16 protein-coding genes are annotated in these 15,121 nt (G+C 58.1%); 14 read left to right on the forward strand and 2 right to left on the reverse strand.

Annotated features, from left to right (window positions below):
- Positions 1-4: 4 nt before the first annotated feature.
- Together ffh and BQ7114_RS00220 are read left to right on the forward strand one after the other, a co-directional pair.
- Positions 5-1,579: a signal recognition particle protein gene (ffh, locus tag BQ7114_RS00215; protein WP_072340359.1), complete on the forward strand. Its 1,575-nt coding sequence runs from the start codon at positions 5-7 to the stop codon at positions 1,577-1,579.
- Positions 1,579-2,763, forward strand: coding sequence for an amidohydrolase family protein (locus BQ7114_RS00220; RefSeq protein ID WP_072340361.1), 1,185 nt, complete (start codon positions 1,579-1,581; stop codon positions 2,761-2,763). Before ffh ends, BQ7114_RS00220 begins: the two co-directional genes overlap by 1 nt.
- Here BQ7114_RS00220 and BQ7114_RS00225 read toward each other — a convergent pair.
- Complete coding sequence (locus BQ7114_RS00225; protein ID WP_072340363.1) at positions 2,760-3,761, reverse strand: inositol monophosphatase family protein; 1,002 nt, start codon at positions 3,759-3,761, stop codon at positions 2,760-2,762. The two genes, BQ7114_RS00220 and BQ7114_RS00225, sit on opposite strands and share 4 nt — an antisense overlap.
- 294 nt (positions 3,762-4,055) lie before the next feature.
- Between BQ7114_RS00225 and rpsP the strand changes: the two genes are divergently transcribed.
- The 12 genes from rpsP (at position 4,056) to BQ7114_RS00285 (ending at position 14,277) form a co-directional block, all read left to right on the forward strand.
- A complete protein-coding gene (rpsP, locus tag BQ7114_RS00230; RefSeq protein WP_072340365.1) occupies positions 4,056-4,562 on the forward strand; it encodes a 30S ribosomal protein S16 in 507 nt (168 codons plus the stop codon).
- Entirely contained in the window at positions 4,562-4,801 is a 240-nt protein-coding gene (locus tag BQ7114_RS00235) for an RNA-binding protein (protein ID WP_072340367.1), read from the forward strand. The genes rpsP and BQ7114_RS00235 overlap by 1 nt, the downstream gene beginning before the upstream one ends.
- Positions 4,802-4,878: 77 nt before the next feature.
- Complete coding sequence (gene rimM / locus BQ7114_RS00240; protein WP_072340369.1) at positions 4,879-5,379, forward strand: ribosome maturation factor RimM; 501 nt, start codon at positions 4,879-4,881, stop codon at positions 5,377-5,379.
- Positions 5,380-5,384: 5 nt separating this feature from the next.
- On the forward strand, positions 5,385-6,773 hold the full coding sequence (gene trmD, locus BQ7114_RS00245) for a tRNA (guanosine(37)-N1)-methyltransferase TrmD (RefSeq protein ID WP_072340492.1): 1,389 nt from the start codon (positions 5,385-5,387) through the stop codon (positions 6,771-6,773).
- A 279-nt stretch (positions 6,774-7,052) separates the two neighbouring features.
- Positions 7,053-7,400, forward strand: coding sequence for a 50S ribosomal protein L19 (gene rplS / locus BQ7114_RS00250; protein WP_034510726.1), 348 nt, complete (start codon positions 7,053-7,055; stop codon positions 7,398-7,400).
- Between the two features lie 141 nt (positions 7,401-7,541).
- Positions 7,542-8,312 carry a signal peptidase I gene (lepB, locus tag BQ7114_RS00255; RefSeq protein ID WP_072340372.1) on the forward strand — a complete coding sequence of 257 codons (771 nt, stop codon included), beginning with the start codon at positions 7,542-7,544 and terminating at the stop codon, positions 8,310-8,312.
- 6 nt (positions 8,313-8,318) lie between these two features.
- Positions 8,319-8,975, forward strand: a complete 657-nt coding sequence (locus BQ7114_RS00260) for a ribonuclease HII (protein ID WP_143236752.1) — start codon at positions 8,319-8,321, stop codon at positions 8,973-8,975.
- A gap of 24 nt (positions 8,976-8,999) precedes the next feature.
- Positions 9,000-9,299, forward strand: coding sequence for a DUF2469 domain-containing protein (locus tag BQ7114_RS00265; protein WP_034510720.1), 300 nt, complete (start codon positions 9,000-9,002; stop codon positions 9,297-9,299).
- 952 nt (positions 9,300-10,251) lie between these two features.
- Entirely contained in the window at positions 10,252-10,605 is a 354-nt protein-coding gene (locus BQ7114_RS00270; protein ID WP_072340375.1) for a YraN family protein, read from the forward strand.
- Complete coding sequence (locus BQ7114_RS00275) at positions 10,602-12,161, forward strand: YifB family Mg chelatase-like AAA ATPase (protein ID WP_072340378.1); 1,560 nt, start codon at positions 10,602-10,604, stop codon at positions 12,159-12,161. Before BQ7114_RS00270 ends, BQ7114_RS00275 begins: the two co-directional genes overlap by 4 nt.
- Positions 12,145-13,284, forward strand: coding sequence for a DNA-processing protein DprA (gene dprA, locus BQ7114_RS00280; protein ID WP_230205917.1), 1,140 nt, complete (start codon positions 12,145-12,147; stop codon positions 13,282-13,284). Before BQ7114_RS00275 ends, dprA begins: the two co-directional genes overlap by 17 nt.
- Positions 13,285-13,362: 78 nt before the next feature.
- Positions 13,363-14,277, forward strand: coding sequence for a tyrosine recombinase XerC (locus BQ7114_RS00285; protein ID WP_072340381.1), 915 nt, complete (start codon positions 13,363-13,365; stop codon positions 14,275-14,277).
- Between the two features lie 35 nt (positions 14,278-14,312).
- On the opposite strand, the gene BQ7114_RS00290 is transcribed toward BQ7114_RS00285, so the two are convergent.
- A complete protein-coding gene (locus BQ7114_RS00290; protein WP_230205918.1) occupies positions 14,313-14,960 on the reverse strand; it encodes a M23 family metallopeptidase in 648 nt (215 codons plus the stop codon).
- Positions 14,961-15,121 lie beyond the last annotated feature (161 nt).

Raw genomic sequence — 15,121 nt, forward strand, 5'->3', positions numbered from 1 at the left:
AAACGTGTTTCAAAACCTCTCTGATCGTCTAACAGATTCCTTCCGCAAACTCCGCGGCAAAGGTGTGATCACCGATGCGGATATTGATGCAACCGCATCTGAGATCCGCCGTGCCCTTCTTGACGCGGACGTCGCGCTACCCGTAGTTCGCGAGTTCACTAAGAAGGTTCGCGAGGAAGCTCGCGGCATCACCGTGACGAAGGGGCTGAATCCGGGCCAGCAGGTTGTGCGCGTTGTACACGACCAGCTTGTGGAGGTATTGGGTGGCGAAACGCGTGAGCTTCACTTCGCGCAACGCGGCCCCACGGTGTTCATGCTCGCTGGTTTGCAGGGCGCTGGTAAAACTACGCTGGCTGGCAAGCTAGGCCACTGGATGAAGGAGGAAGGCAAACGCGTCCTCCTCGTAGCCTCGGACTTGCAGCGTCCAAACGCTGTCACCCAGCTTGAGGTTATTGGTAAGCGTGCCGGTGTTGAAGTGTGGGCCCCAGAGCCGGGTAATGGTGTGGGCAATCCTGTGCACGTTGCGCGTTCGGGTCTGAACTATGCGATTGAGAACGGATTCGACCTCGTAATCGTCGATACGGCGGGCCGCCTGGGCGTTGACGAAGAGATGATGCAGCAGGCGCGCGATATTCGGGATGCCGTGAATCCCCACGAGATCCTGTTTGTCCTAGATGCCATGGTCGGTCAAGATGCGGTACAAACCTCGGTTGCGTTCCGTGACGGTGTTGGATTTACGGGTGTCGTTCTGTCCAAGCTTGATGGCGATGCGCGTGGTGGCGCGGCGCTGTCGGTACGCGGAGTTACCGGCCAGCCGATCCTGTTCGCCTCCACCGGCGAGGGGTTGGAGGACTTCGAGCGTTTCCATCCTGACCGCATGGCCGGGCGAATCCTCGATATGGGTGACATTCTCACCCTTATCGAGCAGGCTGAGAAGAAGATCGACCAGCGTGAGGCCGAGGACGTTGCTGCCAAGGCAATGTCGGGTGAGTTGACGCTGGATGATTTCTTGAACCAGTTGCAGCAGGTGCGCAAACTCGGTTCGATGAAGAAGCTCCTTGGAATGATGCCGGGAGCGGGCCAGATGCGTCAGCAACTGGAGAACTTCGACGAGCGGGAAGTGTCGCGCATCGAAGCGATAGTGAGGTCGATGACGCCTGCTGAGCGTAACAACGTCAAGGTGCTCGATGGTTCTCGCAGGCGCCGTATTGCGGCTGGTTCGGGTACTACAGTTGCGGAAGTCAACTCGTTGGTTAAGCGCTTTGAGGCCGCACGCGAAATGATGAAACGCATGGGGTCGGGCGGCGGAATGCCCGGTATGGGTGGCTTCCCAGGTATGGGGAACCTGCCGGGTGCGGGCAAGCGAGCCGGCGCACGTCAGCCAAAGAAGGCTAAGAAGCGCTCGAAGTCTGGCGTATCGGGCAATCCCGCGAAGCGTCGCCAGCAGGAACTGAAGGCGATGCTTCCAAAGGAACAGCGTCAGGGGTCTGCGTTTGGCGTGCAGCAGGAGGCACCTCGCCCCACAATGGATGATCTGCCGGATGACGTTAAGCGCATGCTGGGCGGATTTGGCGGCTAATGAGGTTTTCCGGCCACGTGCTTTGGCAAAGCTCCCCGAAGCTCGGGGAGTTTTCCCTTACATCCGGAGATTCCTCGGGTATCGCACGTGAAGCGAGTTCAACCGTTGGCCCTCACGAATGGGTCAGCGGCACGTTTGAGGTACGGAGCGGGAAGATTTACCGCCTAGGTGATCAGGCCAGCCGAGCGGGCATGGCTAATGATTTTGACGACGTATGGGTAACTCCCGGCCTCGTGGATGTTCACTGTCATATTGGGATAGGCCCGCAGGGGCAGACCACGGGCGAGCAAATGCTTGCCCAGGCTCAAGCCAACCGTGATGCGGGCGTGCTCCTGGTGCGCGATTGCGGAGTGATTGGTGACAACTCGTGGATCAATGAGCGGCTCGACACTCTCACCATCTTGCGGGCCGGCAGGCATATTGCTAAGCACAAGCGTTACATTCGCGGTTATGCGATTGAGACCTCGGATGCGCAACTGCCATCCGTCATGGAGGGCCAGGCGCGGACGGGTACTGGCTGGGTGAAAGTAGTTGCCGACTGGATTGACCGATCAAATGGGGCGGACTCAGATCTAGATCCGTTATGGGATACGCAAGCGCTAAAGGAAGGCGTGATTGCCGCACACGAGGCCGGAGCGCGGGTTACGGCCCATTCGTTTAGTGAAAAGGCAATTGATGGCCTCCTCGAAGCCGGGGTGGACTGTATTGAACATGGCACTGGAATGAGGCCGGATCATGCGCGGGAGGCCTCCCGGATGGGAATCGCGGTTACGCCCACGCTGATGCAGGTGGCGCTATTCCCGCAGTTCGCGCGAGCAGGGAGCAAGAAATACCCGGTATACGCGCAAACCATGACGGATTTGTGGGAGCGCCATGAGGCTACTCTCGGGAGTCTCATCGACGCTGGAGTGCAGTTACTTCCGGGCACAGATGCGGGTGGATACCAGGAGCACGGCCAGGTGGCAAAAGAGGTTGCGATGTGGCGCTCGATGGGCCTTGCCCCGTCACAAATTGTCGATTTAGCAACCTGGAAGGCTCGCGAGTATCTCGGCGCGGCTGGTCTGCATGAGGGCGCCGATGCCGACCTCGTTATGTTTGATGCTGACCCGCGTCAAAACATTGAGGTCTTGCAACTACCAACACATGTGTTTTATCGAGGCCTAGAGCGCGTCGAGGGCCTCTAATACTGGCTTTGCACTTGATCCAGTAGGCTTGCGAGCATCTCCGATTTGAGTCCTGCGGACGTAGCGGCAATGGCTGGTTGGGTGCCCGTTCCTTCGTTTCCGAGGTCACGTTGGTCCACGTGTCCGCCACTGACTCGCACCAGATGGACACCTGCGGCAATGTCCCACGGTTTGATTCGCGTGGCGAAGACGGCTCCTGCGCGACCAGCGGCAACTTGAGCGAGGTCAAGGGCGCACGCTCCCGGGCGGCGCATGGCGCGGAAGGTGGATAGTAGGTCAGTGAGTCCTTTAGCGGCTAGGTCCGGGAACTGTTTCACCTCAGATACGGTGGGGAAGTAGGTGAGGAGCAGCGCTTCGCTCTCAGCTGTAATAGTCTTGCTGCCTTGAATGTTGCCTGACTTTAGTGCGTAGAAGTCATCTCCGCGTTCAATCCAACCTTCGGTTTCATCGGCCCAGAACACTTCATTGTTGTAGGGGACGGTAATGGCTCCGGCCACGATCTCGCCATCGAGGGAGGCTGCGACGGATGTGCCAAAGTAGGGGAATCCAGCGGCGAAGTTCGCGGTGCCATCAATGGGATCAACTATCCATTTCACGCGCGAGGCTAGGGAGCGGGCGTCCACGTGAAAATCGGGTTCTGCGATTGGGATCTCATCGGGGAAGTCGGTGGGGGCGCCTCCGGGCAGGATTTCTTCGCCGTGCTCTTCACCAAGTTTTAGCGAGCCGGGAATGAAACTACCCAGGAGGGCGCTGATCGCAGTCTCGGCAGCTTTGTCATAGGGTGTGACCGGATCGTGAAAGTTAGCTTTGGTTTCGGTGGTGGCAGCGTCGAGTTTTACCCTTGAAGCTAGTAGGTAGGGCCCCACCGCGGTCGCTGCAGCTCGACACATGAGTGCGAGTTCGTGGGTTAGATCCGCCCGCTGCAGGCTTCGAGTAGTTTCGGGGTCTAGGCCGACGACTCTTGGCGGATTGTCCAGCCGGTATTGCTCAGTGCTCATGATGTCCTTTCGCTCGTTCCCATGCTCTCACTATTTTGCGAAGAGTTCCCTCCGTGACGCATTGCGACGTAGCTTGCGAGGGAGTGCCGTGACCAATCGCACGATAAATCCTGCTTACTTAGCCCGAATACAGTTCCCTTTTTGGCTCATTTTCTGGCACAATGGAGCGTTGTACTCGAAGTCTGCGGACCCCTCTCTACCGTAGTTCTTCGCGTCCAGGATTCTAACCACTGTTTGTGTAACCCCCGATGGCGGTTTGAGTCCACCCCAATAAATCAAGGAGTGACCACTAAAGTGGCAGTTCGTATTCGACTAAAGCGCATGGGCAAGGTCCACGCACCGTTCTACCGTGTAGTTGTCGTTGACCAGCGCAAGAAGCGCGATGGTCGCGTGATTGAAGAGATCGGTACCTACGATCCGACGCGTACCCCGTCGCACATTTCGATTAAGGGCGAGCGTGCTCAGTACTGGCTCGGTGTCGGTGCTCAGCCGTCCAACCAGGTTCGCAACCTGCTCCGTTTGACCGGTGACCTCGCTGCGCATAAGGGTGTTAAGAACCCGGTTTCGCGCGTGAAGTACGCTTCTGCGGATGAAGAGGCCGCCGCGAAGGCTATTAAGGCTGCGGAGGAAGAAGCGATCAAGCGTAAGGCAGCTATTGCTGAAGCCAAGCAGAAGGCAGAGGCTGAGGCCGCTGCTGCTAAGAAGGCTGAGGAAGAAACAGCCGCTGAGGCAGCTGCAGCAGAAGCTGCGGAAGAGGCCCCGGCTGAAGCTGAAGCCGACGCTGAGGCAGAGGAAGCCTAATGCTAGCTGATGCCCTAGAACATCTTGTCAGTGGGATTGTTGATAATCCCGATGATGTCGAGGTGAGCTCGAGGTCTATGCGACGCGGACAACTTTTAGAGGTTCGCGTTAATCCGGATGATCTGGGTCGCGTCATTGGTAGAAATGGGCGGACAGCTCGCGCGCTTCGTGCGGTCATGTCGGCTCTGTCTACTAGGGGCCCGGTCCGGGTTGATGTCATAGATGCTGATCGGGATTAGTTATTTCGATTTTGGGGCGGTGTGGCGCTTGTCCACACCGCCCCAAGTCATATTTTGAGCTGAAGCGGTGGGTGTTCATGGAACTTTTGGTTGCGGTTGTAGGGCCGGCGCACGCTCTTAAGGGAGAGGTTGCGCTGGACGTGCGTACGGATTCTCCGCAGGAGCGCTTATTTGAAGGCGCACGGTTTGACGTGGCCTCGCACGGGGTTCTAACGGTGGAGTCGATTCGCGTTCACAAGGGGCGGATGCTGGTCAAATTTGAAGAGGTGCGCGACAGGACCGACGCGGAAGCGCTTCGTGGAGCTCTATTGTTGATTGACGCTGACGAGGCGCTGGACGAGGACGACGCTTGGTATCCGCACGAACTGACGGGTTTGAAGGTGCGCACGGTTGAGGGAGAGCCTCGTGGTGTTGTCTCTCGCTTTGTACCCGGCGCCGCGCAGGACCTGCTGGTGGTGGATTACGACGGCCACGAGGTTTTGGTGCCATTTGTGAAGCAGATCGTGCCTGAGGTACTGCTTGACGAGGGTACTATCGTGGTTGATCCGCCGGGCGGCCTCTTTGATGATGAGGAGTGAGCACCGTGCGGTTTGATTTGGTTTCTATTTTCCCGCAGTTCTTTGATGCGCTAGATCTGTCACTGATGGGCAAAGCGAAGGATTCGGGTGCGGTACAGATTGTTGCTCACGATTTGCGAGATTGGACGCAGGATCGCCATCGCACGGTTGACGATTCGCCGTATGGCGGAGGCGCGGGCATGGTGATGCGCGCCGATATTTGGGGGAAGGCGCTTGATGAAATCCTCCGGATCCGCGCAGAAGGTGCCGGTGGCGATTCGCTTCTAGATAGTTCTGCTGGCGCGACTGGCAGTAAGGATAACCCGCGCGTAGCTCACCGCGTTTTGGCAGTTCCGACTCCCTCGGGAAAACCTTTGACACAGCGTGATGTGGAGAGCCTGTGCGCCGCCGATCAGATTGTGGTTGCCTGTGGTCGTTATGAAGGTATTGATCAGCGCGTCGTCGATTATTACGCCGGCACGCCAGGCGTGGAGGTGTTTGAGTACTCCATTGGCGATTACGTGTTGAATGGTGGCGAGGTGGCCGCGATCGTGCTCGTGGAGGCGGTAGCGCGCCTACTCGATGGGTTCATGGGTAATCCAGCGTCTTTGGACGAGGAGTCGTTCGAAGGTAATGTCCTCGAATATCCCTCTTATACCCGGCCACAAGAGTGGCGTGGACTCGAGGTTCCGGACGTGCTGATGGGTGGTAACCATGCGCAAATCGAGTCGTGGAGGAGGGGGAAATCCCTCGCTAAGACAGCGCGGGTGCGGCCCGACCTAATCGATCAAACGAATCCGCAAACCCTTTCGCTGGAAGACCGGGAGGTTCTGACGCGGTTTGGGTGGATCGCGCCGCGTGACGGTTCAGTTTGGCAGAGGGTGACGATTCGCCCCGCCACGGCTGCGGAGGCTGATGAGATCGCGCAGGTTGCGGCCGCCACGTTCCCGGATGCGTGCCCGGCATACGTTACTGAGCAGGCTCAGGCTGAGCACATCGCGAATAATCTATCGAGTGAGGTCGTTGCCTCGTGGCTCGCGGACCCAAATTGTCGTGTTCTGGTGGCTGTGATCGACGGGCGGATAGAAGCGTACACCCTGGTCATCATGTACGAGGAAGACCACTATCCAAGTGATATTCCCGCCCACCAGATAGAGGCTGCACCCACTTATATTTCGAAGCTTTACGTGACGCAGAAGTGGAGGGGCTCGGGGCTTGCAGGCGGGATTTTTGAGGCCGCGATTGAGGATGCGAAGCCGCTTGTAAAGGGCACTGAGTTCGTGTTGGGCACGGCTAAAGAGAACAAGCGGGCGCGGAGCTTCTACCGCAGGCACGGATTCGTGACCTCGGGTAAGCGCGTGTTCATGGTCGGGGATATCCGTAACGTTGACGTGGTCATGACCCGACCTGTGTAAAGTCTCGTGGCGGTGTCAGCACCCTGTTAGGAGCGTCTTTCTCCGACGCCTTGGTACTCCGCGCGATTATCTGGAGCCGTGAGGTTGGTAACTACCGGAGGTTTCCAGGGGGATACAGTGTCGACTGCGTGATCGTTATATGGCACAATGGAGCGGTTGGAAAATGGCGGTGAAACCTGCCGCAGGGGGACACCGAAGCCAGATTCCGCAAATGTAGTCGGCGGCTAAGCCGCTATATGATCAGGTCTGACCTGCGGCAGTTTTGATCGGGAGATTAACATGCAGAAGCTAGATTTCGTTGACGAGCCTTCGCTACGTAGCGATATTCCGGAATTCAAGGCCGGCGACACCGTCAAGGTGAACGTAAAGGTTACGGAAGGTAACCGTACTCGTATCCAGGTTTTCCAGGGTATTGTCATTGCTCGTCAGGGCGAGGGAATTCGTGAGACCTTCACCGTTCGTAAGATTTCGTTCGGTGTTGGCGTTGAGCGTACGTTCCCGTTGCACGCTCCGACCATTGAGTCCATTGAGGTTGTGACTGTTGGTCGCGTTCGTCGCGCTAAGCTGTACTACCTGCGTGACCGTCACGGCAAGGCCGCTAAGGTCCGTGAGAAGCGCGCTAACTAATTCTAGTGCTTGTGCATGCCCCGGCATCTGCCGGGGCATGACTTTTATAGGGCCTTCGCGTACGTGAGCGTTTGGTGTAGGCACATTGGGCTGGATGTTTTAAGCTAATGCATTGGGAATGGTCTGAGATTTAGGAGAGTTATGCAGGACTTTGATGCGATCGTCCGGCGCGAGGAGCGCTCTCCTGAATCGGAGGCTGCATATCTGCCTCGTCATGCGCATCCGGATTCAGAGAATCAGGGTAAGTCTGCCAAGAAGCCTACTGTGCGGGGACGTGTGGGCGAGGTACTGTTAATCCTTGTTCTTGCGGTGATCTTGTCCTCGTTATTGCGAGTTTTTTTGGTACAGGCTTTTTGGATCCCGTCCAGTTCAATGGAGGATACGCTACAGATTGGCGATAACGTCCTCGTGTCTAGGCTTACGCCGGGTGCGTTCGAGCTTGAGCGTGGTGACGTGGTGGTTTTCCGAGATGCCAACGAGTGGCTCCCGCCCGTCGCAGATCCAGGAGGAGTATCCGGGGCGATTGAGAAAGCACTGGTATATACGGGTTTGCGGCCGGCCTCGGGCGATCAGCATCTGGTGAAGCGCGTGATCGGCTTGGGCGGAGACACGGTTGAGTGCTGTGATGACGGCGGCCGTCTGCTGGTAAATGGCCAGGCTATCTCGGAGCCGTATTTGAAGGCGGGTTCGGATAATTCCGTCCAGCCATTTAGCGTGACGGTTCCGCAGGGACACCTCTGGGTGATGGGTGATAATCGCAATAATTCTGCGGATTCGCGCGCGCACATGACTATCCCAGATCTTGCTTTTGTTGATGTGAATGATGTGGTGGGCAAGGTGTTTTGGGTTAGCTGGCCTTTGGGTCATTGGTCGAATCCGACGGATAATGCGCCTTTCGAGAACGTGCGGTGAGCAGACTTGAAGCTTGCAAGCACGCATGTTGAGCGTGATTTGTCCCGGTTTGGCACCGTTGTTGGCATGGACGAGGTTGGTCGCGGAGCTCTAGCAGGTCCGGTTGCGGTGGGAGTTGCGGTTTCTCCTGGAGTTGAGCCGGATGCTGCTTTGGCAGATTCGAAGTTTTTGTCGCCGACCGCTCGGGAGCGCCTGGTTTTGGAGGCGGCAAGGTGGGCGTGGCCCACTGCTGTGGGGATGGCATCGGCTGCTGAGGTCGACGAGTTGGGCATTACTGGGGCATTGAGGAGGGCCGGGCTCCGCGCCTTGATGACGTTGGCCTCTGCCGGTGTGCGACCGGACGTGGTGCTGTTGGATGGGTCACATGATTGGCTGACTCCAACGGAGGATTTGTTTGGCGCCTGTGAGGGCCGGGACGCGTTTGTTGCTGTGGGCGAGCCTAGGGTGCAGACCTTGGTAAAGGCCGATGCGTCGTGTTCGGTGGTGGCGGCGGCCTCGATTGTGGCGAAGGTTGTGCGTGACCATTTGATGGTGTCTTTACCGGATCCTGGGTATGGTTGGTCGGCGAATAAGGGTTATGCGTCGGCGGCGCATCGGGAGGCATTGGCTAAGATTGGCGTGAGCGCTTACCACCGGCAGTCGTGGCGGCTTTTGAAGGATTAGTGCGGGCAAGAAGGGGCTTGGGGGATGAATCCTGAGATTGAGAATTACGAGAACAACTTGGAGCTGGATCTGTTCCGCGAGTATCGCGACGTGATCAGCTTGTTTAAGTATGTGGTTGAGTCGGAGCGCCGTTTTTACTTGTGTAATCAGGTGGATTTGCAGGTGCATCCGGTGGGCAATGACGTGTTTTTTGAGCTGCGGCTTGAGGACGCGTGGGTTTGGGACATTTACCGTTCGTCGCGCTTTGTGAAGTCTGTGCGTGTGCTGACGTTTAAGGATGTGAATATTGAAGAGCTCTCGAAGTCAGAGCTAGAGCTCCCATAGTCCGCAAGGACGGTGTGAATTCCTGAGAGCTATGTGAATTCTTGAGGACGGCGTGCTTCCCCTTTCTGGGCACGCCGTTTTTGTGCCTCTTTTGGGCGTGACCTTTTGACCTGCCTAGGTGAGGAGCTTTGGTCTGACTCGATGTAGCGCTATGACCTGACTACGTGTAGCGCTACGTCCGGCCCTTGAATGTGTCAGACCCAAATTGCCCTCCCTACATTCCCGACCCAAACTGCCCTTCCTGCATTTCTGGCCCAGTTACCGAATCCGACTTTCCGACACAAACTCCCATATCCGTATTCCCGACCTAAACGGCTGTATCCGCATCTCAGATCTAAAGGGTCGAATTAGGCAGCTCTTTTGGCAGTTTTCCTCACGGTTGTGTTCTGGCCTGGCAACGAAACCGCGATTCAGACCCAAAGTGCCGAATGAGTACGCTGTTCTGGCCATTTCCCCTCACGGTTGCGATAACTGTTGCGGGCTAGTTATCGATTCCGACCCAAAATGCCCGAATAAGGGGCGCTTTGTGCCGTTTTAGGTCTCATTCGTATTCGAGGCCTGATGCGTACTCGGTTTTGTGAGGGGAAGCGTCGGTTTGGGCAGCTGTTATTGCCGCTTCCCCTCACGGTTGTGTTCTTGCCTGGTGATGAAACAGCGATTCAGACCCAAAGTGTCCATTTAGGTAGCAGTTATAGTCAGTTCCCCTCACAGTAGTGGTGTTTGCGTTGTGCCGCGTCGGCATTGCGACAGGAAGTGGCCAAAAGAGGCCCGTATTCTGCCACTTCCCCTCACGGTCGTGGTTTGGGCCGGCCCGTCATCCCCCGCAGCAACCGAGGAACCTGCCCACCCGGCTTTTCCCCAGCGCTACTGTTCCCCTGGCTGTCCACACCTGCACCCGGTTAGTGGCGAGCTTATTTGCTCGAGGCAACAGGATGGTGCGCGGGAGGTGTTGATGGGTAGGACACATAGGTTGGGCCAGGTTGGTGAGGATTTGGTGGCGGAATACCTCACCGGCTTGGGCTGGCAGATTTTGGACAGGAATTACAGGAGACGGGGCGCGGAGCTCGACATTGTGGCGCGTGATCCGAAGCGGGGAATCGTGTTTGTGGAGGTAAAGACTCGCTCGGTTCGAGGAGCGGCAACTGCATGGGAGTCGATTACGGAACAGAAGATGCGGTTTTTGCGCCGCGGGGCAGCTGTTTGGTTGTCGGAACATGCGCAGAGCGGCTCCGTGTGCATGGATGCGGTGGTTGTGAAGGTGAGGGGAAGTTTGGCTGATATTGAGCACCGGAAAGGAGTGTTATGAGGCCTATTTTGGTGCGCACGCACGCGGTTGCGTGGTCAGGTATTACGGCGCACATTATTGCGGTTGAGACGCACGTGGGTTCGGGCCTTGTGTCGTTCAACTTGGTGGGTATGCCGGATGCGTCGGTGCGGGAATCGCGCGATCGTGTGCGGGCGGCCCTCCAGTCGTGCGGTGTTGATTGGTTTGAACATCGGGTGACGGTGAATCTGTCGCCGGCAGGGATTCCGAAGGCTGGATCTGCATTTGATTTAGCGATAGCGGTGGGTCTGTTGGCTGCGCGAGGAGTGGTTTCGCCTAGGGCCGTTGATGGCGCGGTGTTTATGGCGGAGCTCGGTTTGGATGGTTCGCTACGTCCGATACGGGGAGTGCTACCGGCGGTGGTTGGGGCGCGCCGTGAGGGGATGGCGCAGATTGTGGTGGCGGAGGATTCGCTCGCGGAAGCGCGGCTACTGCCCGGAGTGGAGGTCCTTGGTTTCGCTCATTTGCGTGATCTTGTTGCTCATTTCGGAGGCCGTTTGCCTGAGGGATTGCCGGCTCTTTCTGCGCGCGAAGCCCCAACTGTGCAGCCGGAGGTTACGCATGCGCATGATGAGGTTGATTTAGCTGATGTGCGCGGCCAGGCGTTCGCGGCGGAGGGGCTGGTGTTGGCTGCGGCCGGCGGTCACCACTTGCTGTTGGTGGGAGAGCCGGGCGCGGGCAAGACAATGCTTGCTAAACGTCTGCCCACTATTTTGCCGCCCCTCGATGATGAGGATGCGATTGAGGCGACTGCGATCCATTCGATTTGCGGCACGTTCGATCCGTCGCGTGGGTTGATGAGGACTCCGCCAATCGAAACTCCGCATCACAGTGCGACGATGGCGGCGATTATTGGTGGAGGAACTGGGGTTCCGCGGCCGGGAGCGATTTCGCGGGCGCACGCGGGTGTTTTGGTGCTGGATGAGGCAGCGGAGTTTTCGCCCCAGGTGTTGGATGCGATGCGCCAGCCCTTGGAGTCGGGTGTTGTGAACTTGCATAGGGCGCGCCATCACGTGGAATATCCCGCCCGATTCCAGTTGGTTCTAGCTTCTAATCCGTGTCCTTGTGGGCATGCGATTAGCCGGCGTAAGTCGTGCATGTGCTCGTCGTTGCAGCGTCGCCGCTACATGAGCCGGTTGTCGGGTCCGTTGCTGGATCGGATGGATATTCAGATCCCGATGATGACTCCGTCTCCAGCTGAGTTGTCGGATCCACCGGCGTATACGTCTGCGGATGCGCGCAAGCTCGTGGTGCAAGCACGTGAGCGGGCACGCGAGCGGTGGCGCGGCACGCCTTGGACTATGAATGCGCATGTTCCGTCGCGACTGCTTCATGACCCTAAGTACGGGATTGAACCGTCGGTGTATAGGGGTGTGGAGCGCGCGATTGAGGACGGCACTTTGAGCTTGCGCGGTGCGGATCGAGTGTTGCGTCTGGCTCTGACGATCGCGGATGTGCGCGGCGCGCGCCGAGTGGGGCTGTCGGAGCTCGTTAGTTCGTTGAAGTTTAGAAATGGGGTTGATGATGCGAATTCCTGATTTGGCTAGTGAGAAAGAGGTTGCGTGTGCTTGGAGTGCCATCGTGGAGCCGGGCGACGTGGCTGCGGGGGCATTGCGCGAGCAGATGGGTAGCGCCGCGGCGCTGGAGTGGCTACTAACCCAACCTGACGTAGAGAAGCTCTCGCCGCAGATCTTATTCGACGAGGAGGGCCGCGAACGCCCGTGGGTGAAGGCACTGAAGAGGTGGCTGCCCCGCGTGGAGGATCTGGATGTGCAGCGCGATTTGGATGCGTTGGCTCGGGTGGACGGGACGGTGCTCTGGCCGGAGCATCCTGCTTGGCCCGCGGGGCTGAATGATCTGGGGTTGGAGGCTCCGGCTGCGCTTTGGATGCGTGGGGAGCTGAAGGCGATGCCGCGGGTAGCGATTGTGGGGGCGCGGGCGTCGAGTTCGCACGGTAACTCGGTTGCGCGTGATGTCGCGTTTGACCTTGCTCGCAAGGGTGTGTGCGTGGTGTCGGGTGGAGCGTTTGGTATTGATGCGGCTGCTCACGTGGGCGCGTTGAAGGTGGGGCAGACGGTGGCGGTGATGGCCGGAGGAGTGTCGTACCTTTACCCGGCTTCCCATGAGGGCCTGTTTGAGCAGATCGAGATGTCGGGTGCGATTGTGGCTGAGTGCCCGCCGGATTGGCGGCCTGCGCGGTGGCGTTTTTTGAGTCGGAACAGGTTGATTGCGGCGTTATCGCAGGCGAGCGTGGTGGTGGAAGCGTCGGCGCGGTCAGGGGCTTTGGTAACGATTCGGCGTGCTCGGGAGATGGGCAGGCCCGTGGGGGCTTTCCCTGGTTCGGTGTCGTCGCAGATGTCGGCGGGTTGCAATGAGGCGATCCGTGAGGGCGTGACTTTGGTAACTGGGGTTGAGGACATATTGGAGTTGATGTCAGGCATATGTGATTTCTTATTTGATATGCCCGAGGGGAAGAAGCCGCGCCTAGATGTTGATGTGCAGCGCATTTTCGACGCGCTTCCAGCGAAGGGATCTGCAACGGTTCGTTGGGTAGCTCGAGCCGCTGGCTTGGGCGTGGACGAGGTGGAGCAGGGGATGACTACACTACTGTTGAAGAAGCTGGTTACGTGTGAGGGTGACATGTTCGCGCGTTGCAGGTAGCGCACACAGGTGGCGCGCCAGGCAGGACTAAAGTTGTGCCACCAGTGGTTGTAGTTGGTGCATAGATTTGGGAGGAACATGGAGTTGCACGAGTCAACGCTCGATGTTCTGTCCAGGTTTGAGCGCTATATGGCGCATAGTCGAGGCATGGCAGACCATTCGGTGCGCGCGTACATGAGCGATGTGTCCTCTGCTCTTGATTTTTGCCTGGGTGAGAGGCCGTTTGATTCGGCTGAACTGACGCCGCGGGCGTTTCGCGCGTGGGTTGCAACTAAGGTTCGCGAGGGTGGTTCGAGGGCGTCTGTAGCGCGGTACGTGGCAAGTGTTCGCTTGTTTGGGCGGTGGATGAAGCGTGAGGGAATCGCTCAGGTTGATCCAACTTTGAAGTTGAGGGCGGCGCGAGTGGATGAAACGCTCCCGCAGACGCTAACGGTCGATCAGGCTCGGTCTTTGTTTAACTATTTGCGCCAGCAAGCAGAAGATGGTGATCCGTGCGCTATCCGCGACTGGGCCATGGTTGAGGTCATGTATTCGTGCGGTATTCGCGTTGCGGAACTGACCGGCCTAAACCTGTCTCACTTGAACGCTGCGGAACGCACTTTGAGAGTGCTGGGCAAGGGCAACAAGGAGCGCGTGGTGCCGTACGGCAAGCCAGCTCATGATGCGCTGCGTGTTTGGATTGCGACGGGCCGCCCCGCCCTCGTTATCGATAGCGGCGAGCAAGCGTTGTTTTTAGGCGCTCGCGGTGGGCGCGTTAGTCAACGTATTGTCCGAGGACGCCTGGAGTCCGCGTGCGCCAGTGCCGGTGTTCCGGTGATTTCCCCACATGGTCTGCGTCATAGCGCGGCAACTCACATGTTGGAAGGTGGCGCTGATCTGCGTGCGGTGCAGGATTTACTGGGGCACTCGTCGCTACAAACTACGCAGCGATACACGCATGTGGATGCGCGCCGTTTGAGTGCGATCATGAACCAGGCTCATCCCCGAGCCTGAGTGGCTGCATGATCGATAGCCAATGGCGCCGCTAGTTATCCGTCCAAGGGCTTCAGTATGGGCTCTCCCAAGATGAGGGCGAGGGGGTTTAAGTACAGGTATTTGCTAACCTTGGCGCCCCAGTGCAGACAATCTGAATCGTGACCGGCTTCTAGGTGACCAACCACGTCGCCGGCGTGCACAAAGGAGTTTTTCGCGACTGCAGGAGCGACGGGCTCAAACGTGGAGCGCACTCCGTTTGCATGTCTGATGGAAACCACGTTCCGGTTGAAGAATTCTCCGGCGTAAACCACTGTGCCTTCGGCAGGAGCGTGAATCGCGGCTCCCACACCAGGGCAGATGTCCACCCCGCGATGTCCCGACGCCCAGGGACTATTCGGCGGGTCGAATAGGCGCCCGACAGGTATGGGAGGTGCTACCGGCATTTGCCAGGAGAGCACCGTGGAGGGGTCGTATCCAATATGCGAGGGGGAAAGAGTGGGGCTAAGCGAGGCTTCGGACACGCCATTAGTCCGAGAATCCGCGCCACCCACGGTCTGAGACTGCGTGCCGCCCACCCGAACAGAGGAACTAACATCCCCAACGAACACATCACCCCGGGCGGGCATGCCACTCAGGCCAAGTAGTGCACTGCCAACCCCAAGCACAGTCAGCAGAGCCATGAACCGATGCGCTAACTCCATGCAGGGTAGGCTACGAACAACGGTTAGCGGCAGCGATTTCGAAGCAAAAAGATTGTGGATACGCCGGGTTTGTACTCCCTGTGGAAACACGTATGGGGGCGCGTTGTGTGAGCCGTGAAACATGTGGGCGTAAAAGGAGTCTTCGAAGTTCCTAAACGCCC

The organism is Actinomyces urinae, assembly GCF_900119695.1.
Classification (GTDB): domain Bacteria; phylum Actinomycetota; class Actinomycetes; order Actinomycetales; family Actinomycetaceae; genus Gleimia; species Gleimia urinae.